The 18,408-nt window shown below is 59.4% G+C and carries 19 protein-coding genes and 1 pseudogene; 13 read left to right on the top strand and 7 right to left on the bottom strand.

Annotated features, from left to right (window positions below; translation table 11 throughout):
- Positions 1–97: 97 nt before the first annotated feature.
- Complete coding sequence (locus tag AC3WJW_RS07560) at positions 98–460, top strand: cupin domain-containing protein (protein ID WP_493725621.1); 363 nt, start codon at positions 98–100, stop codon at positions 458–460.
- A 188-nt stretch (positions 461–648) separates the two neighbouring features.
- Here the strand turns inward: AC3WJW_RS07560 and rpmG are convergent, their stop codons facing one another.
- Together rpmG and rpmB are read right to left on the bottom strand one after the other, a co-directional pair.
- The gene (gene rpmG / locus AC3WJW_RS07555; protein ID WP_003177274.1) at positions 649–804 is read right to left on the bottom strand and encodes a 50S ribosomal protein L33; all 156 of its coding nucleotides are present in this window, start codon (positions 802–804) and stop codon (positions 649–651) included.
- Between the two features lie 11 nt (positions 805–815).
- Entirely contained in the window at positions 816–1,049 is a 234-nt protein-coding gene (gene rpmB / locus AC3WJW_RS07550; RefSeq protein ID WP_007975166.1) for a 50S ribosomal protein L28, read from the bottom strand.
- Positions 1,050–1,494: 445 nt separating this feature from the next.
- Between rpmB and AC3WJW_RS07545 the strand changes: the two genes are divergently transcribed.
- On the top strand, positions 1,495–3,081 hold the full coding sequence (locus AC3WJW_RS07545; RefSeq protein ID WP_493725620.1) for an ABC transporter substrate-binding protein: 1,587 nt from the start codon (positions 1,495–1,497) through the stop codon (positions 3,079–3,081).
- Between the two features lie 127 nt (positions 3,082–3,208).
- On the opposite strand, the gene radC is transcribed toward AC3WJW_RS07545, so the two are convergent.
- Positions 3,209–3,883 carry a RadC family protein gene (radC, locus tag AC3WJW_RS07540; protein ID WP_493725619.1) on the bottom strand — a complete coding sequence of 225 codons (675 nt, stop codon included), beginning with the start codon at positions 3,881–3,883 and terminating at the stop codon, positions 3,209–3,211.
- A 135-nt stretch (positions 3,884–4,018) separates the two neighbouring features.
- On the opposite strand from radC, the gene coaBC reads away from it, so the two are divergent.
- The 4 genes and pseudogenes from coaBC (at position 4,019) to argB (ending at position 8,248) form a co-directional block, all read left to right on the top strand.
- A complete protein-coding gene (gene coaBC, locus AC3WJW_RS07535; RefSeq protein ID WP_493725618.1) occupies positions 4,019–5,227 on the top strand; it encodes a bifunctional phosphopantothenoylcysteine decarboxylase/phosphopantothenate--cysteine ligase CoaBC in 1,209 nt (402 codons plus the stop codon).
- A 5-nt stretch (positions 5,228–5,232) separates the two neighbouring features.
- Positions 5,233–5,688, top strand: a complete 456-nt coding sequence (gene dut / locus AC3WJW_RS07530; RefSeq protein ID WP_102700100.1) for a dUTP diphosphatase — start codon at positions 5,233–5,235, stop codon at positions 5,686–5,688.
- 260 nt (positions 5,689–5,948) lie between these two features.
- Positions 5,949–7,325 (top strand): annotated as a pseudogene (locus AC3WJW_RS07525) (phosphomannomutase/phosphoglucomutase); the annotation flags it as partial.
- Positions 7,326–7,342: 17 nt separating this feature from the next.
- The gene (gene argB, locus AC3WJW_RS07520; protein WP_015097366.1) at positions 7,343–8,248 is read left to right on the top strand and encodes an acetylglutamate kinase; all 906 of its coding nucleotides are present in this window, start codon (positions 7,343–7,345) and stop codon (positions 8,246–8,248) included.
- 176 nt (positions 8,249–8,424) lie between these two features.
- Here the strand turns inward: argB and pyrE are convergent, their stop codons facing one another.
- Entirely contained in the window at positions 8,425–9,069 is a 645-nt protein-coding gene (gene pyrE, locus AC3WJW_RS07515) for an orotate phosphoribosyltransferase (protein ID WP_007954442.1), read from the bottom strand.
- An 81-nt stretch (positions 9,070–9,150) separates the two neighbouring features.
- Here pyrE and crc point away from each other — a divergent pair, with 81 nt between their 5' ends.
- On the top strand, positions 9,151–9,930 hold the full coding sequence (crc, locus tag AC3WJW_RS07510; protein ID WP_003176915.1) for a catabolite repression control protein Crc: 780 nt from the start codon (positions 9,151–9,153) through the stop codon (positions 9,928–9,930).
- Positions 9,931–10,019: 89 nt separating this feature from the next.
- On the opposite strand, the gene gltS is transcribed toward crc, so the two are convergent.
- The 3 genes from gltS to rph all read right to left on the bottom strand — a co-directional run bounded on the left by gltS (position 10,020) and on the right by rph (position 12,769).
- A complete protein-coding gene (gene gltS / locus AC3WJW_RS07505; RefSeq protein WP_493725617.1) occupies positions 10,020–11,228 on the bottom strand; it encodes a sodium/glutamate symporter in 1,209 nt (402 codons plus the stop codon).
- A gap of 421 nt (positions 11,229–11,649) precedes the next feature.
- On the bottom strand, positions 11,650–12,018 hold the full coding sequence (locus AC3WJW_RS07500; protein ID WP_007975177.1) for a DUF4870 domain-containing protein: 369 nt from the start codon (positions 12,016–12,018) through the stop codon (positions 11,650–11,652).
- Between the two features lie 28 nt (positions 12,019–12,046).
- Positions 12,047–12,769: a ribonuclease PH gene (gene rph, locus AC3WJW_RS07495; RefSeq protein ID WP_007975179.1), complete on the bottom strand. Its 723-nt coding sequence runs from the start codon at positions 12,767–12,769 to the stop codon at positions 12,047–12,049.
- Positions 12,770–13,037: 268 nt separating this feature from the next.
- Between rph and AC3WJW_RS07490 the strand changes: the two genes are divergently transcribed.
- The 6 genes from AC3WJW_RS07490 (at position 13,038) to AC3WJW_RS07465 (ending at position 18,339) form a co-directional block, all read left to right on the top strand.
- Positions 13,038–13,901 carry a YicC/YloC family endoribonuclease gene (locus tag AC3WJW_RS07490; protein WP_007975180.1) on the top strand — a complete coding sequence of 288 codons (864 nt, stop codon included), beginning with the start codon at positions 13,038–13,040 and terminating at the stop codon, positions 13,899–13,901.
- 12 nt (positions 13,902–13,913) lie between these two features.
- Positions 13,914–14,534: a guanylate kinase gene (gene gmk, locus AC3WJW_RS07485; RefSeq protein ID WP_493725616.1), complete on the top strand. Its 621-nt coding sequence runs from the start codon at positions 13,914–13,916 to the stop codon at positions 14,532–14,534.
- A gap of 167 nt (positions 14,535–14,701) precedes the next feature.
- The gene (gene rpoZ / locus AC3WJW_RS07480; RefSeq protein ID WP_007921129.1) at positions 14,702–14,965 is read left to right on the top strand and encodes a DNA-directed RNA polymerase subunit omega; all 264 of its coding nucleotides are present in this window, start codon (positions 14,702–14,704) and stop codon (positions 14,963–14,965) included.
- 57 nt (positions 14,966–15,022) lie between these two features.
- The gene (gene spoT, locus AC3WJW_RS07475) at positions 15,023–17,128 is read left to right on the top strand and encodes a bifunctional GTP diphosphokinase/guanosine-3',5'-bis pyrophosphate 3'-pyrophosphohydrolase (protein ID WP_102700103.1); all 2,106 of its coding nucleotides are present in this window, start codon (positions 15,023–15,025) and stop codon (positions 17,126–17,128) included.
- Between the two features lie 22 nt (positions 17,129–17,150).
- Positions 17,151–17,531, top strand: coding sequence for a RidA family protein (locus tag AC3WJW_RS07470; protein WP_102673745.1), 381 nt, complete (start codon positions 17,151–17,153; stop codon positions 17,529–17,531).
- A gap of 67 nt (positions 17,532–17,598) precedes the next feature.
- Positions 17,599–18,339: a hypothetical protein gene (locus tag AC3WJW_RS07465; RefSeq protein WP_104450283.1), complete on the top strand. Its 741-nt coding sequence runs from the start codon at positions 17,599–17,601 to the stop codon at positions 18,337–18,339.
- Positions 18,340–18,408 lie beyond the last annotated feature (69 nt).

Below are 18,408 nucleotides of genomic sequence, written 5' to 3'. Positions count from 1 at the left end.
CATAACGCCGGCAAACGGCCTTGCGATGTTCATTTTAATAAACATAGACTTTGGGCTCATCAACCAACCGCGCCGCAATCACGGGGAGATAACAACAATGAACATCCAGAACGTCGTCGACTTCAGCCAGGCCACCACCGCCGCCGAGCGCTACCGCCCGGACCCGACCAAAGTGCTCAAGGGCGACCCGGAACAAGCGGTGTACAACCACTACAACAGCCCTTGTGGTCAGTTGAATGCGGGCGTGTGGGAAGGTGAAGTCGGACAGTGGACGGTGAATTTCACCGAGCACGAATACTGCGAAATCGTGCAGGGTGTTTCCGTGCTGCGTGACCTCGACGGTAATGCCAAGACCCTGCGCGTGGGCGACCGCTTCGTGATTCCGGCAGGTTTTCGCGGTACCTGGGAAGTGCTGGAGGCGTGCCGCAAGATCTACGTGGCGTTTGAACAGAAGGCCTAAAGAATATCGCTGTCCGGGCCGACGCTATCGCGAGCAAGCTCGCTCCCACAGGGATCTGTGATGACCACAAAACCTGTGGGAGCGAGCCTGCTCGCGATGAGGCCCTGACAGGCAGCGCATAACCATCAGACAACAAAAAAGGCCCGTATCTCGCGATACGGGCCTTTTTCGTAAGAGAGAAAAATCAATTACTTGATTTTGCCTTCTTTGTAGATCACGTGCTTGCGAACAACCGGATCATATTTCTTGATCTCGATTTTGTCCGGGGTAGTACGCTTGTTCTTGTCGGTAGTGTAGAAGTGACCAGTACCGGCGCTCGAAATCAAACGAATCAATTCACGCATGATTAGCTCCCTTAAACCTTGCCATCGCGGCGAAGTTCGGCCAGCACGACAGTGATGCCACGCTTGTCGATGATACGCATGCCTTTGGCAGATACGCGCAGACGCACAAAACGTTTCTCTTCTTCAACCCAGAAGCGGTGATGCTGCAGGTTCGGCAGGAAACGACGACGGGTTTTGTTGTTTGCGTGGGAAATGTTATTCCCGGTTACCGGACCCTTACCGGTAACTTGACATACTCTAGACATGCCTCAGCCCTCTAAAACCACATGCCCAACCCGGCATGGGTTGGCCGCTTAATCTCTCAGTCATTTGGCGCCAGGCGCCGCGTTTCTTTAGAGGTCTTACCGGCTACACCTACAGTGAAGGAACCGGGCCCCTAGAAAAGAGCGCTGCTTTATACCAGAAAGACTGGAGAGCAACAACATTCAGTGTGCGTTGAATTCACAAAATCCCCGTTTTCCGGGCTCCGAGCGCTTTGGACAAAGGCTATCGTCGATGGCGACCGCTCGTCGCAGAGAATCGGGCATTGGGCCAACCAGGGGGGTTTCACAACCGCTGCACAGCAAAACAGTCGCCTATAGTCCTCTCAAAATGAAAAAGGGGATAGTCATTTGCAAAAGAGCCCACTAGGGTAAGGCTTTTCCAGACTGCACTTGCAGATGGGCCTTCGATCTGTAAAGGAAGCCGACCATGCGCCTCGCTGCCCTACCGCTGTTGCTCGCCCCGCTTCTGCTGAGTCCACAAGCCTTTGCCGCCGCCCTGAGCGTCTGCACCGAGGCCAGCCCTGAAGGGTTCGATGTGGTGCAGTACAACTCGTTGACCACCACCAACGCCTCGGCCGACGTGCTGATGAACCGCCTGGTGGATTTCGACACGGCCAGCGGCAAGGTGGTCGCCAGTCTCGCCGACAGCTGGGAAGTCAGCCCCGACGGCCTGATCTACGTCTTCAAGTTGCACCCGCAAGTAAAATTCCATCGCACCGAGTACTTCACCCCAACGCGCGACCTGAACGCCGAAGACGTGATTTTCAGCTTCGACCGCATGCTCGACCCGGCCAATGCGTGGCACAAAGTCGCCCAGAGCGGCTTCCCGCATGCGCAATCGATGCAGTTGCCGGCGCTGATCAAGAAAATCGACGCCCTCGACCCACAGACCGTGCGCTTCACCCTCGACCACGCGGATTCGACCTTCCTGGCGACCCTGAGCATGGGCTTCGCCTCGATCTATTCGGCCGAGTACGCCGACAAGCTGATGAAGGCCGGCACGCCTGAAAAACTCAACAGCCAACCGATCGGCACGGGTCCGTTCGTGTTCACGCGCTTCCAGAAGGATGCTTCGGTTCGCTATAAAGCCAACCCCGACTACTTCGCCGGCAAACCCTCTGTCGATCCGCTGATCTTTGCCATCACACCGGACGCCAACGTCCGCTTGCAGAAATTGCGGCGCAATGAATGCCAGATCGCCCTGTCGCCCAAGCCTCTGGACGTACAGGAAGCGCTGAAAGAGCCGACCCTGAAAGTCGAAAAGACAGACGCGTTCATGACCGCATTCGTCGGCATCAACAGCCAGCATCCACCGCTGGACAAGCCAGAAGTGCGTCAGGCCATCAACCTTGCCTTCGACAAGTCCAATTACATCAAAGCCGTGTTCGAAGACACCGCCGAAGCGGCCAATGGTCCGTATCCGCCGAACACCTGGAGCTATGCGAAAAGCCTTCCGGGGTATCCGCATGACGTCGAGAAGGCCAAGGCGCTGATGGCCAAGGCCGGGCTCAAGGATGGCTTCCAGACCACCATCTGGACCCGTCCTTCCGGCAGTCTCCTCAACCCCAACCCGAGCCTTGGCGCTCAACTGCTGCAATCCGACCTGGCGGAAATCGGCATTCAGGCCGAAATCCGGGTAATCGAATGGGGCGAACTGATCCGCCGCGCCAAGGCCGGTGAACACGACTTGCTGTTCATGGGCTGGGCCGGTGACAACGGCGATCCGGACAACTTCCTCACGCCGCAGTTTTCCTGCGCCGCGGTCAAGTCCGGCACCAACTTCGCGCGCTACTGCAATGCAGACCTGGACAAGCTGATCAGCGCCGGCAAGACCACCGGCGAGCAAGGCGTGCGCACCAAGCTCTACGAACAGGCGCAGGCGCAGATCCAGCAACAGGCGCTGTGGTTGCCCCTGGCCCACCCGACGGCCTTCGCGCTGACGCGCAAGGATGTCGAAGGGTATTCGGTCAGCCCGTTCGGGCGGCAGGACTACTCAAAGGTCAACCTCAAATAATCCGCCCCACTACAAAACCCTGTAGGAGCGAGCTTGCTCGCGATGGACGTCAACGATAACGCGGGGAGCCAGACACCCCGCAGCGTTCTCGGGTTTATCGCGAGCAAGCTCGCTCCTACAGGGCGCCCTACATCCACCCATACTCAGCCATCGACAGCGGATCGCCATCGCCAACGATGAAATGGTCGAGCACCCGCACGTCAATCAACTCCAGCGCCTCTTGCAGACGCTTGGTCAACACCCGGTCGGACTGACTGGGGTTACTGTTGCCCGAAGGATGGTTGTGGCAGAGGATCAATGCCGCTGCATTGTTGGCCAAGGCGCGCTTGACCACCTCTCGCGGATGAACGCTGGTGTGGTCAATGGAGCCGCGAAACAGCGTCTCAAACGCCAGTACCTGGTGCCTGGAATCGAGAAACAGGCAACCAAACACCTCGTGCGGCTCATGGCGCAGCATTGATTTCAGGTACTCGCGAACCGCTTGCGGGCTCTCAAGTGCCGATTTTTGACGCGCACGCTCGGCCAAATGGCGCCTGCTCATTTCTTGCGCAGCCTGCAACTGTGCAAATTTCGCCGGACCCAGCCCCAACTGCTTGCTGAACGCTTCCTGGTCGGCCTCAAGCAGCAAACGCAGGCTGCCAAACTGATTCAACAGGTGTCGTGCCAAATCCACGGCGCTTTTACCGACCACGCCCGTCCGTAAAAATATCGCCAGCAACTCGGCGTCCGAAAGGCTTCCCGAGCCCTGTTCAAGCAACCTCTCCCGCGGCCGTTCCGCCGCCGGCCAATCGCGAATACTCATAACACCTCCCTGTCTGTGGGCGCCGCTGTTCCGTAGCGGTCGCTGTGATATCGTAGCCCATCTTTTTTGCGGGCGAATTCACCCTGGGGAGGGGGTTTCGCCACGTATGTCACCAACGAATTGAAAGGCAGGCCTATGCAGCGGCTGTATCGGAAACGCATTGTTCTGGGCGTCGGCGGCGGTATCGCTGCCTACAAGAGCGCCGACCTGGTTCGCCGCCTGATCGACCAGGGCGCCGAAGTGCGTGTGGTCATGACCCGTGGCGGCGCAGAGTTCATCACCCCGTTGACCATGCAGGCCCTGTCCGGGCACCCGGTCCATCTGGACCTGCTGGACCCGGCGGCCGAAGCGGCCATGGGCCACATCGAACTGGCGAAATGGGCCGACCTGGTGCTGATCGCCCCCGCCACGGCGGATCTGATTGCCCGCCTGGCCCAAGGCATTGCCGATGACCTGCTGACCACGCTGGTGCTGGCCACCGACGCGGTGGTCGCCGTTGCCCCGGCCATGAACCAGGCCATGTGGCGCGATCCGGCGACCCAGGCCAACCTGCAAACCCTCGAGAGCCGCGACATCAAAGTCTTCGGTCCGGCCTCCGGCAGCCAAGCCTGCGGCGACGTCGGCCTGGGGCGCATGCTCGAAGCCCTTGAGCTGGCCCAGTGCGCCGCCGACTGCTTCCAGCGCCAGGCCCTGACCGGCAAACACGTGCTGATCACTGCCGGCCCAACCCAGGAAAACATCGACCCGGTGCGCTACATCACCAACCACAGCTCCGGGAAAATGGGCTTTGCCCTGGCCGAAGCCGCCGTGGAAGCCGGTGCCCGCGTGACCCTGATCACCGGCCCAGTGCATCTGCCGACCCCGGATCGCGTCACTCGCATCGACGTGGTCAGTGCCCGCGACATGCTGGCCGCCTGCGAAGCAGCCATCCCTTGCGATCTGTTCATCGCCTCGGCAGCCGTCGCGGACTACCGCCCGGAAGTCGTCGCCCCACAGAAACTCAAGAAAGATCCTACGAACGGCGACGGCTTGTTGCTACAGATGGTGCGTAACCCGGACATCCTGGCCACCATCGCCACCCGCCCCGACCGCCCGTTCAGTGTCGGTTTCGCCGCCGAGACCGAACACCTGCTCGATTACGCTGCGCGCAAGTTGAAAGACAAGAACCTCGATTTGATCGTCGCAAACGACGTCGCCAACCCGAGTATTGGCTTCAACAGCGAAGAAAACGCCTGCAGCGTCATCGATCGTAAGCTTCACGCCACACTTTTCGCCCAGACCAGCAAGAGCAAGATTGCTCGCCAGCTGATCACTTTTATCACCGAACGTCTGAACCAGGTTTAATTTACATGCACGCTTTGCAAGCCAAGATCCTCGACCCCCGCATCGGTACCGAATTCCCGCTGCCGCAATACGCCACACCGGGCTCCGCCGGCCTCGACCTGCGCGCCATGCTGGAGCAGGACACCGTGATCAAGCCGGGTGAAACCGTGCTGATCCCTACCGGCCTGTCGGTCTACATCGGTGACCCGAACCTGGCGGCGCTGATTCTGCCGCGCTCGGGGATGGGCCATAAGCACGGCATCGTGCTGGGCAATCTGGTCGGCCTGATCGACTCCGACTACCAGGGCCCACTGATGGTTTCCTGCTGGAACCGTGGCCAGACCGAATTCACCATGCCGGTCGGCGAGCGCCTGGCGCAACTGGTGCTGGTGCCGGTGGTGCAGGCTCACTTCGAGATGGTTGACGAGTTTGTTGAAACCGAGCGTGGCACTGGCGGTTTCGGCCATACCGGTACCCGTTGATACAGATCCATGGTGGGGAGGGAGCTTGCTCCCTCCCCACAAAATTCAAATTGTCATCTGCAACGTTTAGCACCGAAAATCAAGGCATTGCCCGGCCAAACCCTTGCCATCAGGGGCGTCATGGCCCTTTCACACCACGAACTCTCTGTGGAAAACGCCGTCATACCCTTCAGTTTGAACCTGTCGCCGAATGACTCGGCGGCCTGTCCAGCCACTTTCGAGATGGAGCATTTCCACAGATGAACACCCCGGCCAAAATTGCACCCAAGTTCCCTGACAGCATCTTCCGCGCCTACGACATCCGCGGCACCGTCCCGGAATTCCTGAACGCCGAGACCGCTTACTGGATTGGCCGCGCCGTCGGCTCCCAAAGCCTGGCCCAGGGCGAGCCAAATGTGTCCGTCGGTCGCGACGGTCGCTTGTCCGGTCCGGAGCTGGTCGCGCAACTGATCAAAGGCATCGCCGACAGCGGCTGCCACGTCAGCGATGTCGGTCTGGTCCCGACGCCGGCGCTGTACTACGCCGCCAACGTGCTGGCCGGCAAATCCGGTGTGATGCTCACCGGCAGCCACAACCCGTCGAACTACAACGGTTTCAAGATCGTCATTGCCGGCGACACCCTGGCCAACGAACAGATCCAGGCCCTGCACGACCGCCTCAAGACCAATGACCTGAGCAGCGGCCAGGGCAGCATCACCCAGGTCGAAATCCTCGACCGCTACACCACCGAAATTGTCCAGGACATCAAGCTGGCCCGTCGCCTGAAAGTGGTCGTCGACTGCGGCAACGGCGCGGCCGGCGTGATTGCCCCGCAGCTGATCGAAGCGCTGAACTGCGAAGTCATCCCGCTGTTCTGCGAAGTCGACGGCAACTTCCCGAACCATCACCCGGACCCGGGCAAGCCTGAAAACCTCGTCGACCTGATCGCCAAGGTCAAGGAAACCAACGCCGACATCGGCCTGGCCTTCGACGGCGACGGCGACCGCGTCGGCGTGGTGACCAACACCGGTAGCATCGTCTATCCGGACCGCCTGCTGATGCTGTTCGCCCGCGACGTCGTAGCGCGCAACCCGGGCGCCGAGATCATCTTCGACGTCAAATGCACCCGGCGCCTGATCCCGCTGATCAAGGAGTACGGCGGCCGGTCGTTAATGTGGAAGACCGGTCACTCGTTGATCAAAAAGAAAATGAAACAATCCGGCGCCCTGCTGGCTGGCGAAATGAGCGGGCACATCTTCTTCAAGGAGCGCTGGTTCGGTTTCGACGACGGCATTTATAGCGCCGCGCGGTTGCTGGAGATCCTCAGCAAGGAAAAATCCTCGGCGGAAGAGCTGTTCGCAACCTTCCCGAACGATATTTCTACGCCGGAAATCAATATCCATGTGACCGAAGAGAGCAAATTCAGCATCATTGATGCACTGCACGACGCACAGTGGGGCGCAGGCGCCGACCTGACCACCATTGACGGCGTGCGAGTCGACTACGCCAAAGGCTGGGGCCTGGTACGCGCATCCAACACCACACCGGTGCTGGTGCTGCGTTTCGAGGCCGATGACGAGGCTGAATTGCAGCGCATCAAGGACGTTTTCAAAGTCCAGTTGAAGCGCGTTGCACCTGATCTCCAACTACCGTTCTGATTCACCCGGAGCCCTGAATGACCCTCGAACGCGAAGCCGCCGCCAACACCGCCAAGGTCCTGTCCGAAGCGTTGCCTTATATCCGCCGATACGTCGGCAAGACACTGGTGATCAAATACGGCGGCAACGCGATGGAAAGCGAGGAGCTGAAAACCGGCTTCGCCCGCGACATCGTGCTGATGAAGGCCGTGGGCATCAACCCGGTGGTGGTTCACGGCGGCGGCCCGCAAATAGGTGACCTGCTCAAGCGCCTGTCGATCGAGAGTCATTTCGTCGACGGCATGCGCGTCACCGACGCCGCGACCATGGACGTGGTGGAAATGGTCCTCGGCGGCCAGGTCAACAAGGACATCGTCAACCTGATCAACCGCCACGGTGGCAGCGCAATCGGCCTGACCGGTAAAGACGCCGAGCTGATTCGTGCGAAGAAGCTCACCGTCACCCGCCAGACCCCGGAGATGACCACCCCGGAAATCATCGACATCGGCCATGTGGGCGAAGTGGTCGGAATCAACACCGATCTGCTGAACCTGCTGGTCAAGGGCGACTTCATTCCGGTGATCGCGCCAATCGGCGTCGGCGCCAACGGCGAGTCGTACAACATCAACGCTGACCTGGTGGCCGGTAAAGTCGCCGAAGCGTTGAAAGCCGAGAAGCTGATGCTGCTGACCAACATCGCCGGCCTGATGGACAAGTCGGGCAAGGTCCTGACCGGCCTGACGACTCAACAGGTCGACGAACTGATCGCCGACGGCACTATCTACGGCGGCATGCTGCCGAAGATCCGCTGCGCACTGGAAGCGGTCCAGGGCGGCGTGGGCAGCTCGCTGATCATCGACGGTCGTGTGCCGAACGCGATCCTGCTGGAAATCTTCACCGATACCGGTGTGGGTACTTTGATCAGCAATCGCAAGCGTCCTTAAGCGATAACGCAAACAAAAAGACCCCGCTCGGCCTGGCTGAGCGGGGTCTTTTTTTGCCTGCAATCCCTGCGACCCACCCCCTGTAGGAGCTGCCGCAGGCTGCGATCTTTTGATTTTGCTTTTAAAAACAAGATCAAAAGATCGCAGCCTGCGGCAGCTCCTACAGGGGTTTGCCGTTACACGCCGAACTGGGCGCGGTAGGCTTCGACGGCTGGCAGGTGCTGCTTGAGCTGCGGATCATCCGCCAGGAATTCCAGCACCTGGTTCAGCGAAACGATGCTGATGACAGGGATGCCGAAGTCGCGCTCGACTTCCTGGATCGCCGACAACTCGCCATTGCCGCGCTCCTGACGGTTGAGGGCGATCAGCACGCCGGCGGCCTTGGCGCCGTCCTGGGAAGCGATGATCTGCATCACTTCACGGATGGCTGTACCGGCGGTGATCACGTCGTCGATGATCAGCACTTCGCCGGTCAAGGGTGCGCCAACCAGGCTGCCACCTTCGCCGTGGGCCTTGGCTTCCTTGCGGTTGAAGCACCATGGCAGGTCACGGTTGTGATGCTCGGCCAGGGCCACGGCCGTAGTCGCCGCCAACGGGATGCCTTTGTAGGCCGGGCCAAACAGCACGTCGAACGGAATGCCGCTCTCGGCAATGGCAGCGGCGTAGAAACGACCCAGCTGCGCCAGGGCCGAACCCGAGTTGAATAGCCCGGCATTGAAGAAGTAAGGACTGGTGCGCCCGGACTTCAGGGTGAACTCACCGAAGCGCAAAACGCCGCGATCGATGGCAAAACGGATGAAATCGCGCTGATACGCTTGCATGAAAAAACCCCAAATACCACGGATTTAGCTAATTAGCTTGACGCCGTGTATCATACACGCACGCGATTTTTGGGGCCATTTATGCGGATCATCAGTGTGAACGTCAATGGTATTCAGGCTGCAGTCGAGCGCGGTTTGCTCAGTTGGCTGCAGGCACAGAATGCCGACGTCATCTGCCTGCAGGACACCCGCGCCTCCGCCTTTGAACTGGACGATCCAGCCTTCCAACTGGATGGATACTTCCTTTATGCCTGCGATGCCGAAGTCCCCGCCCAAGGTGGCGTGGCTTTGTATTCGCGGCTGCAACCGAAGGCTGTCATCAGCGGTCTCGGTTTCGAGACGGCCGACCGCTACGGGCGCTACCTGCAAGCCGATTTCGACAAGGTCAGCATCGCGACCTTGCTGCTCCCTTCGGGGCAGAACGGCGATGAAGACTTGAACCAGAAGTTCAAGCTAATGGACGACTTCGCCCGTTATCTTGATAAACAGCGGCGCAAACGTCGCGAGTACATCTATTGTGGCTCGCTGTACGTGGCGCAACAGAAGCTGGATATCAAGAACTGGCGCGACAGCCAGCAATCTCCGGGTTTCCTGGCGCCTGAACGTGCCTGGATGGACGAGATTGTCGGCAACATGGGTTATGTCGACGCCCTGCGCGAAGTCAGCCGCGAAGGCGACCAGTACAGCTGGTGGCCGGATAACGAACAGGCGGAGATGCTCAACCTCGGTTGGCGCTTCGACTATCAACTGCTGACCCCGGGTCTGCGCCGCTTCGTACGCAGTGCACGCCTGCCACGCCAGCCGCGGTTCTCGCAACACGCGCCGCTGATCGTGGACTACGACTGGACGCTGACCATCTGAGGCGTCGTTTCGCAGACGCCCAGGACGGTCAAAAAAAATGCCCGTATCGCAAGATACGGGCATTTTTTATGGGGCAAGCCGGCTGAACTTCAGACAGCGACGAAAAATGGCAGCGCCAGGAACAACTTGATCACGATGACGTTAATGATATCGATGAAGAAAGCGCCCACCATTGGCACCACCAGAAACGCAATCTGTGAAGGTCCGTAGCGTTGTGTCACGGCCTGCATATTAGCAATGGCTGTTGGCGTGGCACCCAGCCCGAAACCGCAATGTCCTGCGGACAGTACTGCCGCATCGTAGTTGCTCCCCATTATTCTGAACGTCACGAATATCGCAAACAGCGCCATGACGACTGTTTGCACAGCCAGAATGATAAAGATCGGCAAAGCCAGCGATGCCAGGTCCCAGAGTTTGAGGGACATCAGGGCAATTGCCAGGAACAGCGACAAGCTTACATTCCCAAGTACCGAGACTTCGCGCTCAAACACCTGATACAAGCCAAGTGCCGAAAGCCCGTTGCGCAGAACAACACCGACGAACAACACACAAACGAAAGTCGGCAACTCGAATGCACTGCCGAGCAACAGCCCATTGAGAAGATTACCTGCCAGCAAGCTGACGGCGATCAGCGCGAGTGTCTCGATAAACGAGAAAGGCGTGATCGAGCGCTCCTTGTTCGGTTGCTCAAAGCCCTTTGGCGCGCGCGGCTTAGCCTGCTCAACGCAACCGGGTACCTGTACACGCTTGATCAGCAAGCGGGCGACCGGCCCACCAATCAGACCGCCCAGCACCAGGCCGAATGTCGCAGAAGCCATCGCAAGCTCGGAAGCCGAAGCCAGGCCGTATTTCTCGCTGAATGTCGCGCTCCAGGCAGCGCCTGTGCCGTGACCGCCCGCCAGGGTCACCGAGCCTGTCAGCAGGCCCATCAGAGGATCAAGCCCCAGCAGGCTGGCAAGACCAATGCCCATGGCATTCTGGACCAGCAGAAGGCCGCTGACCGCAAGAATGAAAATCCCCACGACGCGCCCGCCCTTCTTCAGGCTGGCGAAGTCGGCGCTCAAGCCAATGGTGGCGAAAAATGCCAGCATCAAGGGGGTCTGCAACGAAGTGTCGAACCGGACTTGAACATCGAAGCTGCGCAAGACCAGGAGAACCAGGGCAACCACCAGGCCACCCGCTACAGGTTCGGGGATATTGTAGGCGCGTAAAAAACCGACACGTGTGACAAGCCCGCGACCCAATAACAGCACCAGGGAGGCGGCGACTAATGTTCCATAAAAATCAAGCTGAATCATTTTGCACTTATTCTTGGATATATATTCAGGGGCGAACTTTTTACCTGGACACGCCTCTTGAACAGGTTGAATTTCTCAACACTGATTGATTGTGAATTCAAGGACCTTCAATGGTCTGAATATATCAAAATATTTCTTGAAATATTTCGTGGGGGCAACTTTATCAATCACCCTGACTTATTGCCAAGCACAAGGGCAATATCGACACTGTACAGTTGTGACTAAAAATGTATTAACTCAGCAGTACTTGCCATAATGGTTGTTACAACTAGTAAACATTACAACTTGAAACATTTATTTGTTATGACAAACGAAAATGCCCCGAATTATCGGGGCATTTGCTTATTACCTTGGTTGACGCTGCTTTTGCTTTGCCTCTGTGAGTGCGAGCAGGCTCGCTCCTACAAGTGAGGATTGATCATTATTTGATCAGCCGCCAGGTAAACGGGTACCGGTAAGGAAACCCTTCATTGGCTTTCACCCCGGCAATAATCGTCAGCACCAGCGCACCTATCGCCACCAGTCCGAACAGGAAGAACCCGATGATCACCACCATCAGCAGGAAGCAGATGGCCGAGGCAATGGCGACGGTGATCTGAAAGTTCAAAGCCTCCTTGCCCTGGGCGTCGATGAACGGGTCCATCTCGCGTTTCATTTGCCAGAGAATCAGCGGACCGATCAGCGTGCCGAACGGAATCCAGATCCCCAGCAAGGCGGACAGGTGACAGAACATCGCCCACTGACGCACCTCCTGGCTCGGCGTGGGCAGCGGCAGTTGTTCGTCACTCATGGTGTCCTCCTTGCCTGGAGCGGTCCGGTCAGTCGGCCAATGCGGCCTTTTGCAGTTCGAAGATCTCGTTCATGCCTTTCTTCGCCAGCTCCAGCATGGCGTTCAGCTCTTCAGGCTGGAACGGTGCGCCTTCGGCAGTACCCTGGACTTCGATGAAGCCGCCAGCACTGGTCATCACCACGTTCAAGTCGGTTTCGGCAGCCGAGTCTTCCAGGTAGTCGAGGTCGAGCACAGGCTCGCCCTTGTACATGCCCACGGAAACAGCAGCGATCATCTGCTTGACCGGGTCGCCGCCTTTCAGGCCGCCACGCTTCTTGATCACTTTCAAGGCATCGATCAGCGCGACCATGGAACCGGTGATCGACGCCGTACGGGTGCCACCGTCTGCCTGGATCACGTCGCAGTCTACGTACAGGGTGACGTCGCCCAGCTTGGTCATGTCCAGCGCAGCGCGCAGGGAACGACCGATCAGACGCTGGATTTCCAGGGTACGGCCGCCTTGCTTGCCACGGCTGGCTTCACGCTGGTTACGCTCGCCGGTGGCACGTGGCAGCATGCCGTACTCGGCGGTCAGCCAGCCCTGGCCCTGGCCTTTCAGGAAACGCGGTACGCCCGGTTCAACGCTGACGGTGCAGATGACCTTGGTATCACCGAACTCGACCAGCACAGAACCCTCGGCGTGCTTGGTGTAGTTGCGGGTGATGCGGATCGAGCGGAGCTGATCGGCAGCGCGACCACTTGGACGTATCATAGGGAATACCTGTACTGGGGACGGAAAACTGCGGAGCATTATAGAGCCGACGGCCGCCCCTGGGCACTTCTAAAAAAATCCGCCGACGACCGAAGGCTCTGCACTGCACGCCGGCGCAGGCCTGCCGCTCTTTGTCACACCCTGTGTTTGGGCGCATCCGCGCCACTGCGCTACAATCCTGCGCCTTTGCTGCCAGTCGGCTTTAATTCATTGATATCGGATTCCCGGAACCACGGTTCTGCGCCGATCTGCCTTGCGAGGTACCGCCATGGTGCACAGCATGACCGCCTTCGCCCGCGTCGAAAAAGCCGGCGTCCAGGGCACCCTGAGCTGGGAACTGCGGTCGGTCAACAGCCGCTACCTGGAACCCCACCTGCGCCTGCCGGAGTCCTTTCGCGACCTCGAAGGTGCGGTACGTGAAGCCCTGCGCCAAGGCGTATCGCGGGGCAAGCTCGAATGCACCCTGCGCTTCACCGAAGAAAACACCGGCAAAGCGCTGCAGATCGATCAGGAGCGCGCTGCGCAACTGGTCGCCGCCGCCGAGACCATCGCCGGCCTGATCAAGAACCCGGCCGCGCTGAACCCGCTGGAAGTCCTGGCCTGGCCCGGCGTACTGGTGGGCGACGCCACCGACCCGCAAGCCTTGAACGCCGAAGCGCTGGCACTGTTCAACCAGGGCCTCAAGGAACTCAAGGCCGGTCGCGAGCGCGAAGGTGCGGAGCTGGCACGGTTGATCAACGAGCGCCTGACCTCCATCGAAGAAGACGTGGTGACCCTGCGCGAACTGGTCCCGCAGATGCTCGCCACCCAGCGCCAGAAAGTCCTCGACCGTTTCGCCGACATGAAGGCCGAGATGGACCCGCAGCGCCTGGAGCAGGAAATGGTCATGCTCGCGCAAAAAAGCGACGTTGCCGAAGAACTGGATCGCCTGAGCACTCACATCATCGAAGTTCGCCGGGTACTCAAATCCGGCGGCGCTGCCGGTCGGCGCCTGGACTTCCTGATGCAGGAACTCAACCGCGAAGCCAACACACTGGGCTCCAAAGCCTTCGACCCGCGCAGCACCCAGGCTGCGGTCAACCTCAAGGTGTTGATCGAGCAGATGCGCGAACAAGTGCAGAATATTGAGTAAGGCTACCCCGACATGACCCACAGCACTGGCACCCTTTACATCATTTCCGCCCCTTCAGGCGCGGGCAAGAGCAGCCTGGTCAAGGCTTTGACCGACGCGAATCCGGAGATCCGCGTGTCGGTCTCCCACACCACCCGTGCCATGCGCCCGGGCGAAGTGGACGGCGTGAACTACAACTTCGTCTCCCGCGAAGAGTTCGTGAAGATGATCGAACACGGGGACTTCCTCGAGCGCGCCGAAGTGTTCGGCAATCTCTATGGCACCTCGCAAAGCCACCTGCAGCAGACCCTGGACGAAGGCCACGACCTGATCCTGGAAATCGACTGGCAAGGTGCCGAGCAAGTGCGCAAGCTGATGCCGCAGGCCCGTTCGGTCTTCATCCTGCCGCCGTCACTGCAGGCCCTGCACCAGCGCCTGACCAACCGTGGCCAGGACAGCGCCGAGATCATTGACGGCCGCATGCGCGAAGCCGTCAGCGAAATGAGCCATTACGTCGACTACGATTACCTGATCATCAACGACGATTTTGCCCACGCACTGCACGACCTGAAGGCGATTTTCCGCGCCAATCAGCTGATTCAGAAGCGTCAGCAGCAGCGTCACGGCAAATTGCTGGCTGAATTGCTCGGTTAATCAGCTCTTCCCAAAACCGCTGCGAGGGCTTTACATTGGCACTTGCAGCGCGTTGAAGGGCTTGGTCAAAAAATCAGCGCTTCCCTAATCGCTGGTGATTTTTTAAACTGTTGAGTCCGCTCGCCCATCCGGGCAGCGCGCATATTGCATTTGCTACGAGGAAGACCATGGCCCGCGTAACCGTTGAAGACTGCCTAGAACACGTGGATAACCGCTTTGAGCTGGTCATGCTCTCTACCAAGCGTGCCCGTCAACTGGCCACCGGCGGCAAAGAGCCGAAAGTAGCATGGGAAAACGACAAGCCTACCGTCGTCGCCCTGCGCGAAATCGCTGAAGGCCTGATCGACTACGCAGCTATCGCCGAAGCCGAAATCGTTGAAGATGAACCGCTTTTTGCTGCATTCGAGGACGAGTCCAACGAGGCCGTCTAAGCCTATGCCTGGTCGACGTAGCACGGCGCGGGATCACAGCTTACGGCAGGAGACATCATGCCGAGCATAGACGCCCTCGCCGATCGCTTATCGACCTACCTCGGCAATGACCAGGTCAACCTGGTCCGCCGAGCGTATTTCTACGCCGAACAAGCCCACGACGGCCAACGCCGCCGTAGCGGCGAAGCGTACGTCACGCACCCACTCGCGGTGGCGAATATTCTTGCCGACATGCACATGGACCATCAGAGCCTGATGGCCGCGATGCTGCATGACGTGATCGAAGACACCGGCATTGCCAAGGAAGCGCTGCAAGCGCAGTTCGGCGAAACCGTGGCCGAACTGGTCGACGGGGTCAGCAAACTGACCCAGATGAACTTCGAGACCAAGGCCGAAGCCCAAGCCGAAAACTTCCAGAAGATGGCCATGGCCATGGCCCGCGACATTCGCGTGATCCTGGTCAAGCTGGCCGACCGCCTGCACAACATGCGCACCCTGGAAGTGCTGTCCGGTGAAAAACGCCGGCGCATCGCCAAGGAAACCCTGGAAATCTATGCGCCCATCGCCAACCGGCTGGGCATGCACGCCATCCGCATAGAATTCGAAGACCTCGGCTTCAAGGCCATGCACCCGATGCGTTCCGCGCGGATCTACCAGGCCGTCAAGCGCGCCCGGGGCAACCGCAAGGAAATCGTCAACAAGATCGAAGAGTCCTTAAGCCACTGCCTGGCCATCGATGGCATCCAGGGCGAGGTCAGCGGTCGCCAGAAACACCTCTACGGCATCTACAAGAAAATGCGCGGCAAGCGTCGGGCCTTCAACGAGATCATGGATGTCTACGCGTTCCGGATCATCGTCGACAAGGTCGATACCTGCTACCGCGTGCTGGGTGCTGTACATAATTTGTACAAACCGTTGCCGGGGCGTTTCAAGGATTACATCGCGATCCCCAAGGCCAACGGCTACCAGTCGCTGCACACCACGCTGTTCGGCATGCACGGTGTTCCGATCGAGATCCAGATCCGTACCCGTGAAATGGAAGAGATGGCCAACAACGGCATCGCCGCCCATTGGCTGTACAAATCCAGCGGCGACGAGCAGCCAAAAGGCACCCATGCCCGCGCCCGCCAGTGGGTCAAGGGCGTGCTGGAAATGCAGCAACGCGCCGGCAACTCGCTGGAATTCATCGAAAGCGTGAAGATCGACCTGTTCCCGGACGAGGTCTACGTGTTCACGCCCAAAGGCCGGATCATGGAGCTGCCCAAGGGTTCCACGGCGGTCGACTTCGCTTACGCGGTGCATACCGACGTGGGCAACAGCTGCATTGCCTGCCGGATCAACCGTCGTCTCGCACCGCTGTCCGAACCGCTGCAAAGTGGCTCCACGGTCGAGATCGTCAGCGCTCCTGGCGCACGACCGAACCCGGCGTGGCTCAACTTCGTGGTCACCGGCAAGGCGCGCACGCACATCCGCCACGCCCTGAAGCTGCAACGCCGCTCCGAATCCATCAGCCTCGGCGAACGCCTGCTGAACAAGGTCCTCAACGGATTCGACAGCGCGCTGGAGAAAATCCCGGCCGAACGCGTCAAGGCGATGCTCGCCGAGTACCGCCTCGAACTGATCGAGGATTTGCTCGAGGATATCGGCCTGGGCAATCGCATGGCCTATGTGGTCGCCCGCCGCCTGCTCGGCGAAGGCGAACAGCTGCCAAGTCCGGAAGGCCCGCTGGCGATTCGCGGCACCGAAGGCCTGGTACTCAGCTACGCCAAGTGCTGCACACCGATCCCGGGCGACCCGATTGTCGGCCACCTGTCCGCGGGCAAGGGCATGGTCGTGCACCTGGACAACTGCCGCAACATCAGCGAAATCCGCCACAACCCGGAAAAATGCATCCAGCTCTCGTGGGCCAAGGATGTCACCGGCGAATTCAACGTCGAACTGCGCGTCGAACTGGAACACCAGCGCGGCCTGATTGCCCTGCTGGCCAGCAGCGTCAACGCCGCCGACGGCAACATCGAGAAAATCAGCATGGACGAACGCGATGGTCGCATCAGCGTGGTCCAGTTGGTGGTCAGCGTGCACGACCGTGTGCACCTGGCCCGCGTGATCAAAAAACTGCGCGCCTTGACCGGGGTGATCCGCATCACCCGCATGCGTGCTTAAGCCCACTTACAAGGAGTCATTCATGTCCAAGACTGTTATCACCAGCGACAAGGCCCCGGCCGCCATCGGTACTTACTCCCAGGCGATCAAGGCTGGCAACACCGTCTACATGTCGGGCCAGATTCCCCTGGACCCAAAAACCATGGAACTGGTCGAAGGCTTCGAAGCCCAGACCGTCCAGGTGTTCGAGAACCTCAAGGCCGTAGCCGAAGCGGCCGGCGGTTCGTTCAAGGACATCGTCAAGCTGAACATCTTCCTCACGGACCTGAGCCACTTCGCCAAGGTCAACGAGATCATGGGCAAGTACTTCGACCAGCCTTACCCAGCCCGCGCCGCCATCGGCGTTGCAGCCCTGCCAAAGGGTTCGCAGGTTGAAATGGATGCCATCCTGGTCATCGAGTAATGTGCACGGCGCAGCCTGGGGCTGCGCCGACTGCTCTGCTGTAAAGAAAGTTTGAAAGGATTCCACCATGCGCAATGCGCTTGCTCTCTCGCTGCTCGCCCTGCTCCTGGGCGGATGTGCCAGCAACCCTGCCGATCGTGATATCAGCGGCACCTGGATCAATCAGGTGGCGATCGATGCTGCCGCCAAAGGCGTCCCCCTGCGTGAAGCGCTCCAGGCCTATGGCCCGAACCTGGAATGGGACATCAACACCAAGGCCGGCCAGGCCCGCTACACCAATGGTTTTGAAAATGTCGACGGCAAGCTGCTCGGTGAAGAATCCGGCGCCTGGAAAATCGACTTTTATGGCAGCTCGGCCAGCGAGCTGAAGCGTGACGGCAAGCAACTCAGCCAGTCCGCCAGCGACAACGAGCCCGAGCAGGTTTTCGACCGCGCCCTGATTCCGGTGCCGGACGGCGCTCCAATCGGCGCCAGCTTCGAACGTGCGCTGTATTCAGCCTACATGGGCGGCAACTGGACAATCGTCAGCGGTACCGGCGAAGGCAACACGGTTCAATTCCAGGCCGATGGCCAGGTGACCGGCCTGCCGGGTACTGACCGTTATGCGTTGTGCCTGGCCGGCGATTGCGCCTCGATGAGTGGCGGCAACGACAACATGTGGCTGCAGCTCAATGGGCAAGGAAACGCCTGGATCTTTGCGCGCAAGGGCAAAGAGCTGGAAATATTCCAGACCGTGAACACGGCGCAGGCGGACGAAATGCCTCAGTACACGCCCGGTGATCGCAAGTGGCTGCTGGAAAAACAGTAACCATCTGAAAAGATCGCAGCCTCCGGCAGCTCCTACAGGGTCATGCAAACACCTGTAGGAGCTGCCGAA

Source organism: Pseudomonas sp. GW821-FHT07G06, assembly GCF_058986625.1.
The sequence above is the reverse complement of the archived record's forward strand: the minus strand, read 5'-3'. Positions and strand labels throughout refer to the sequence as shown.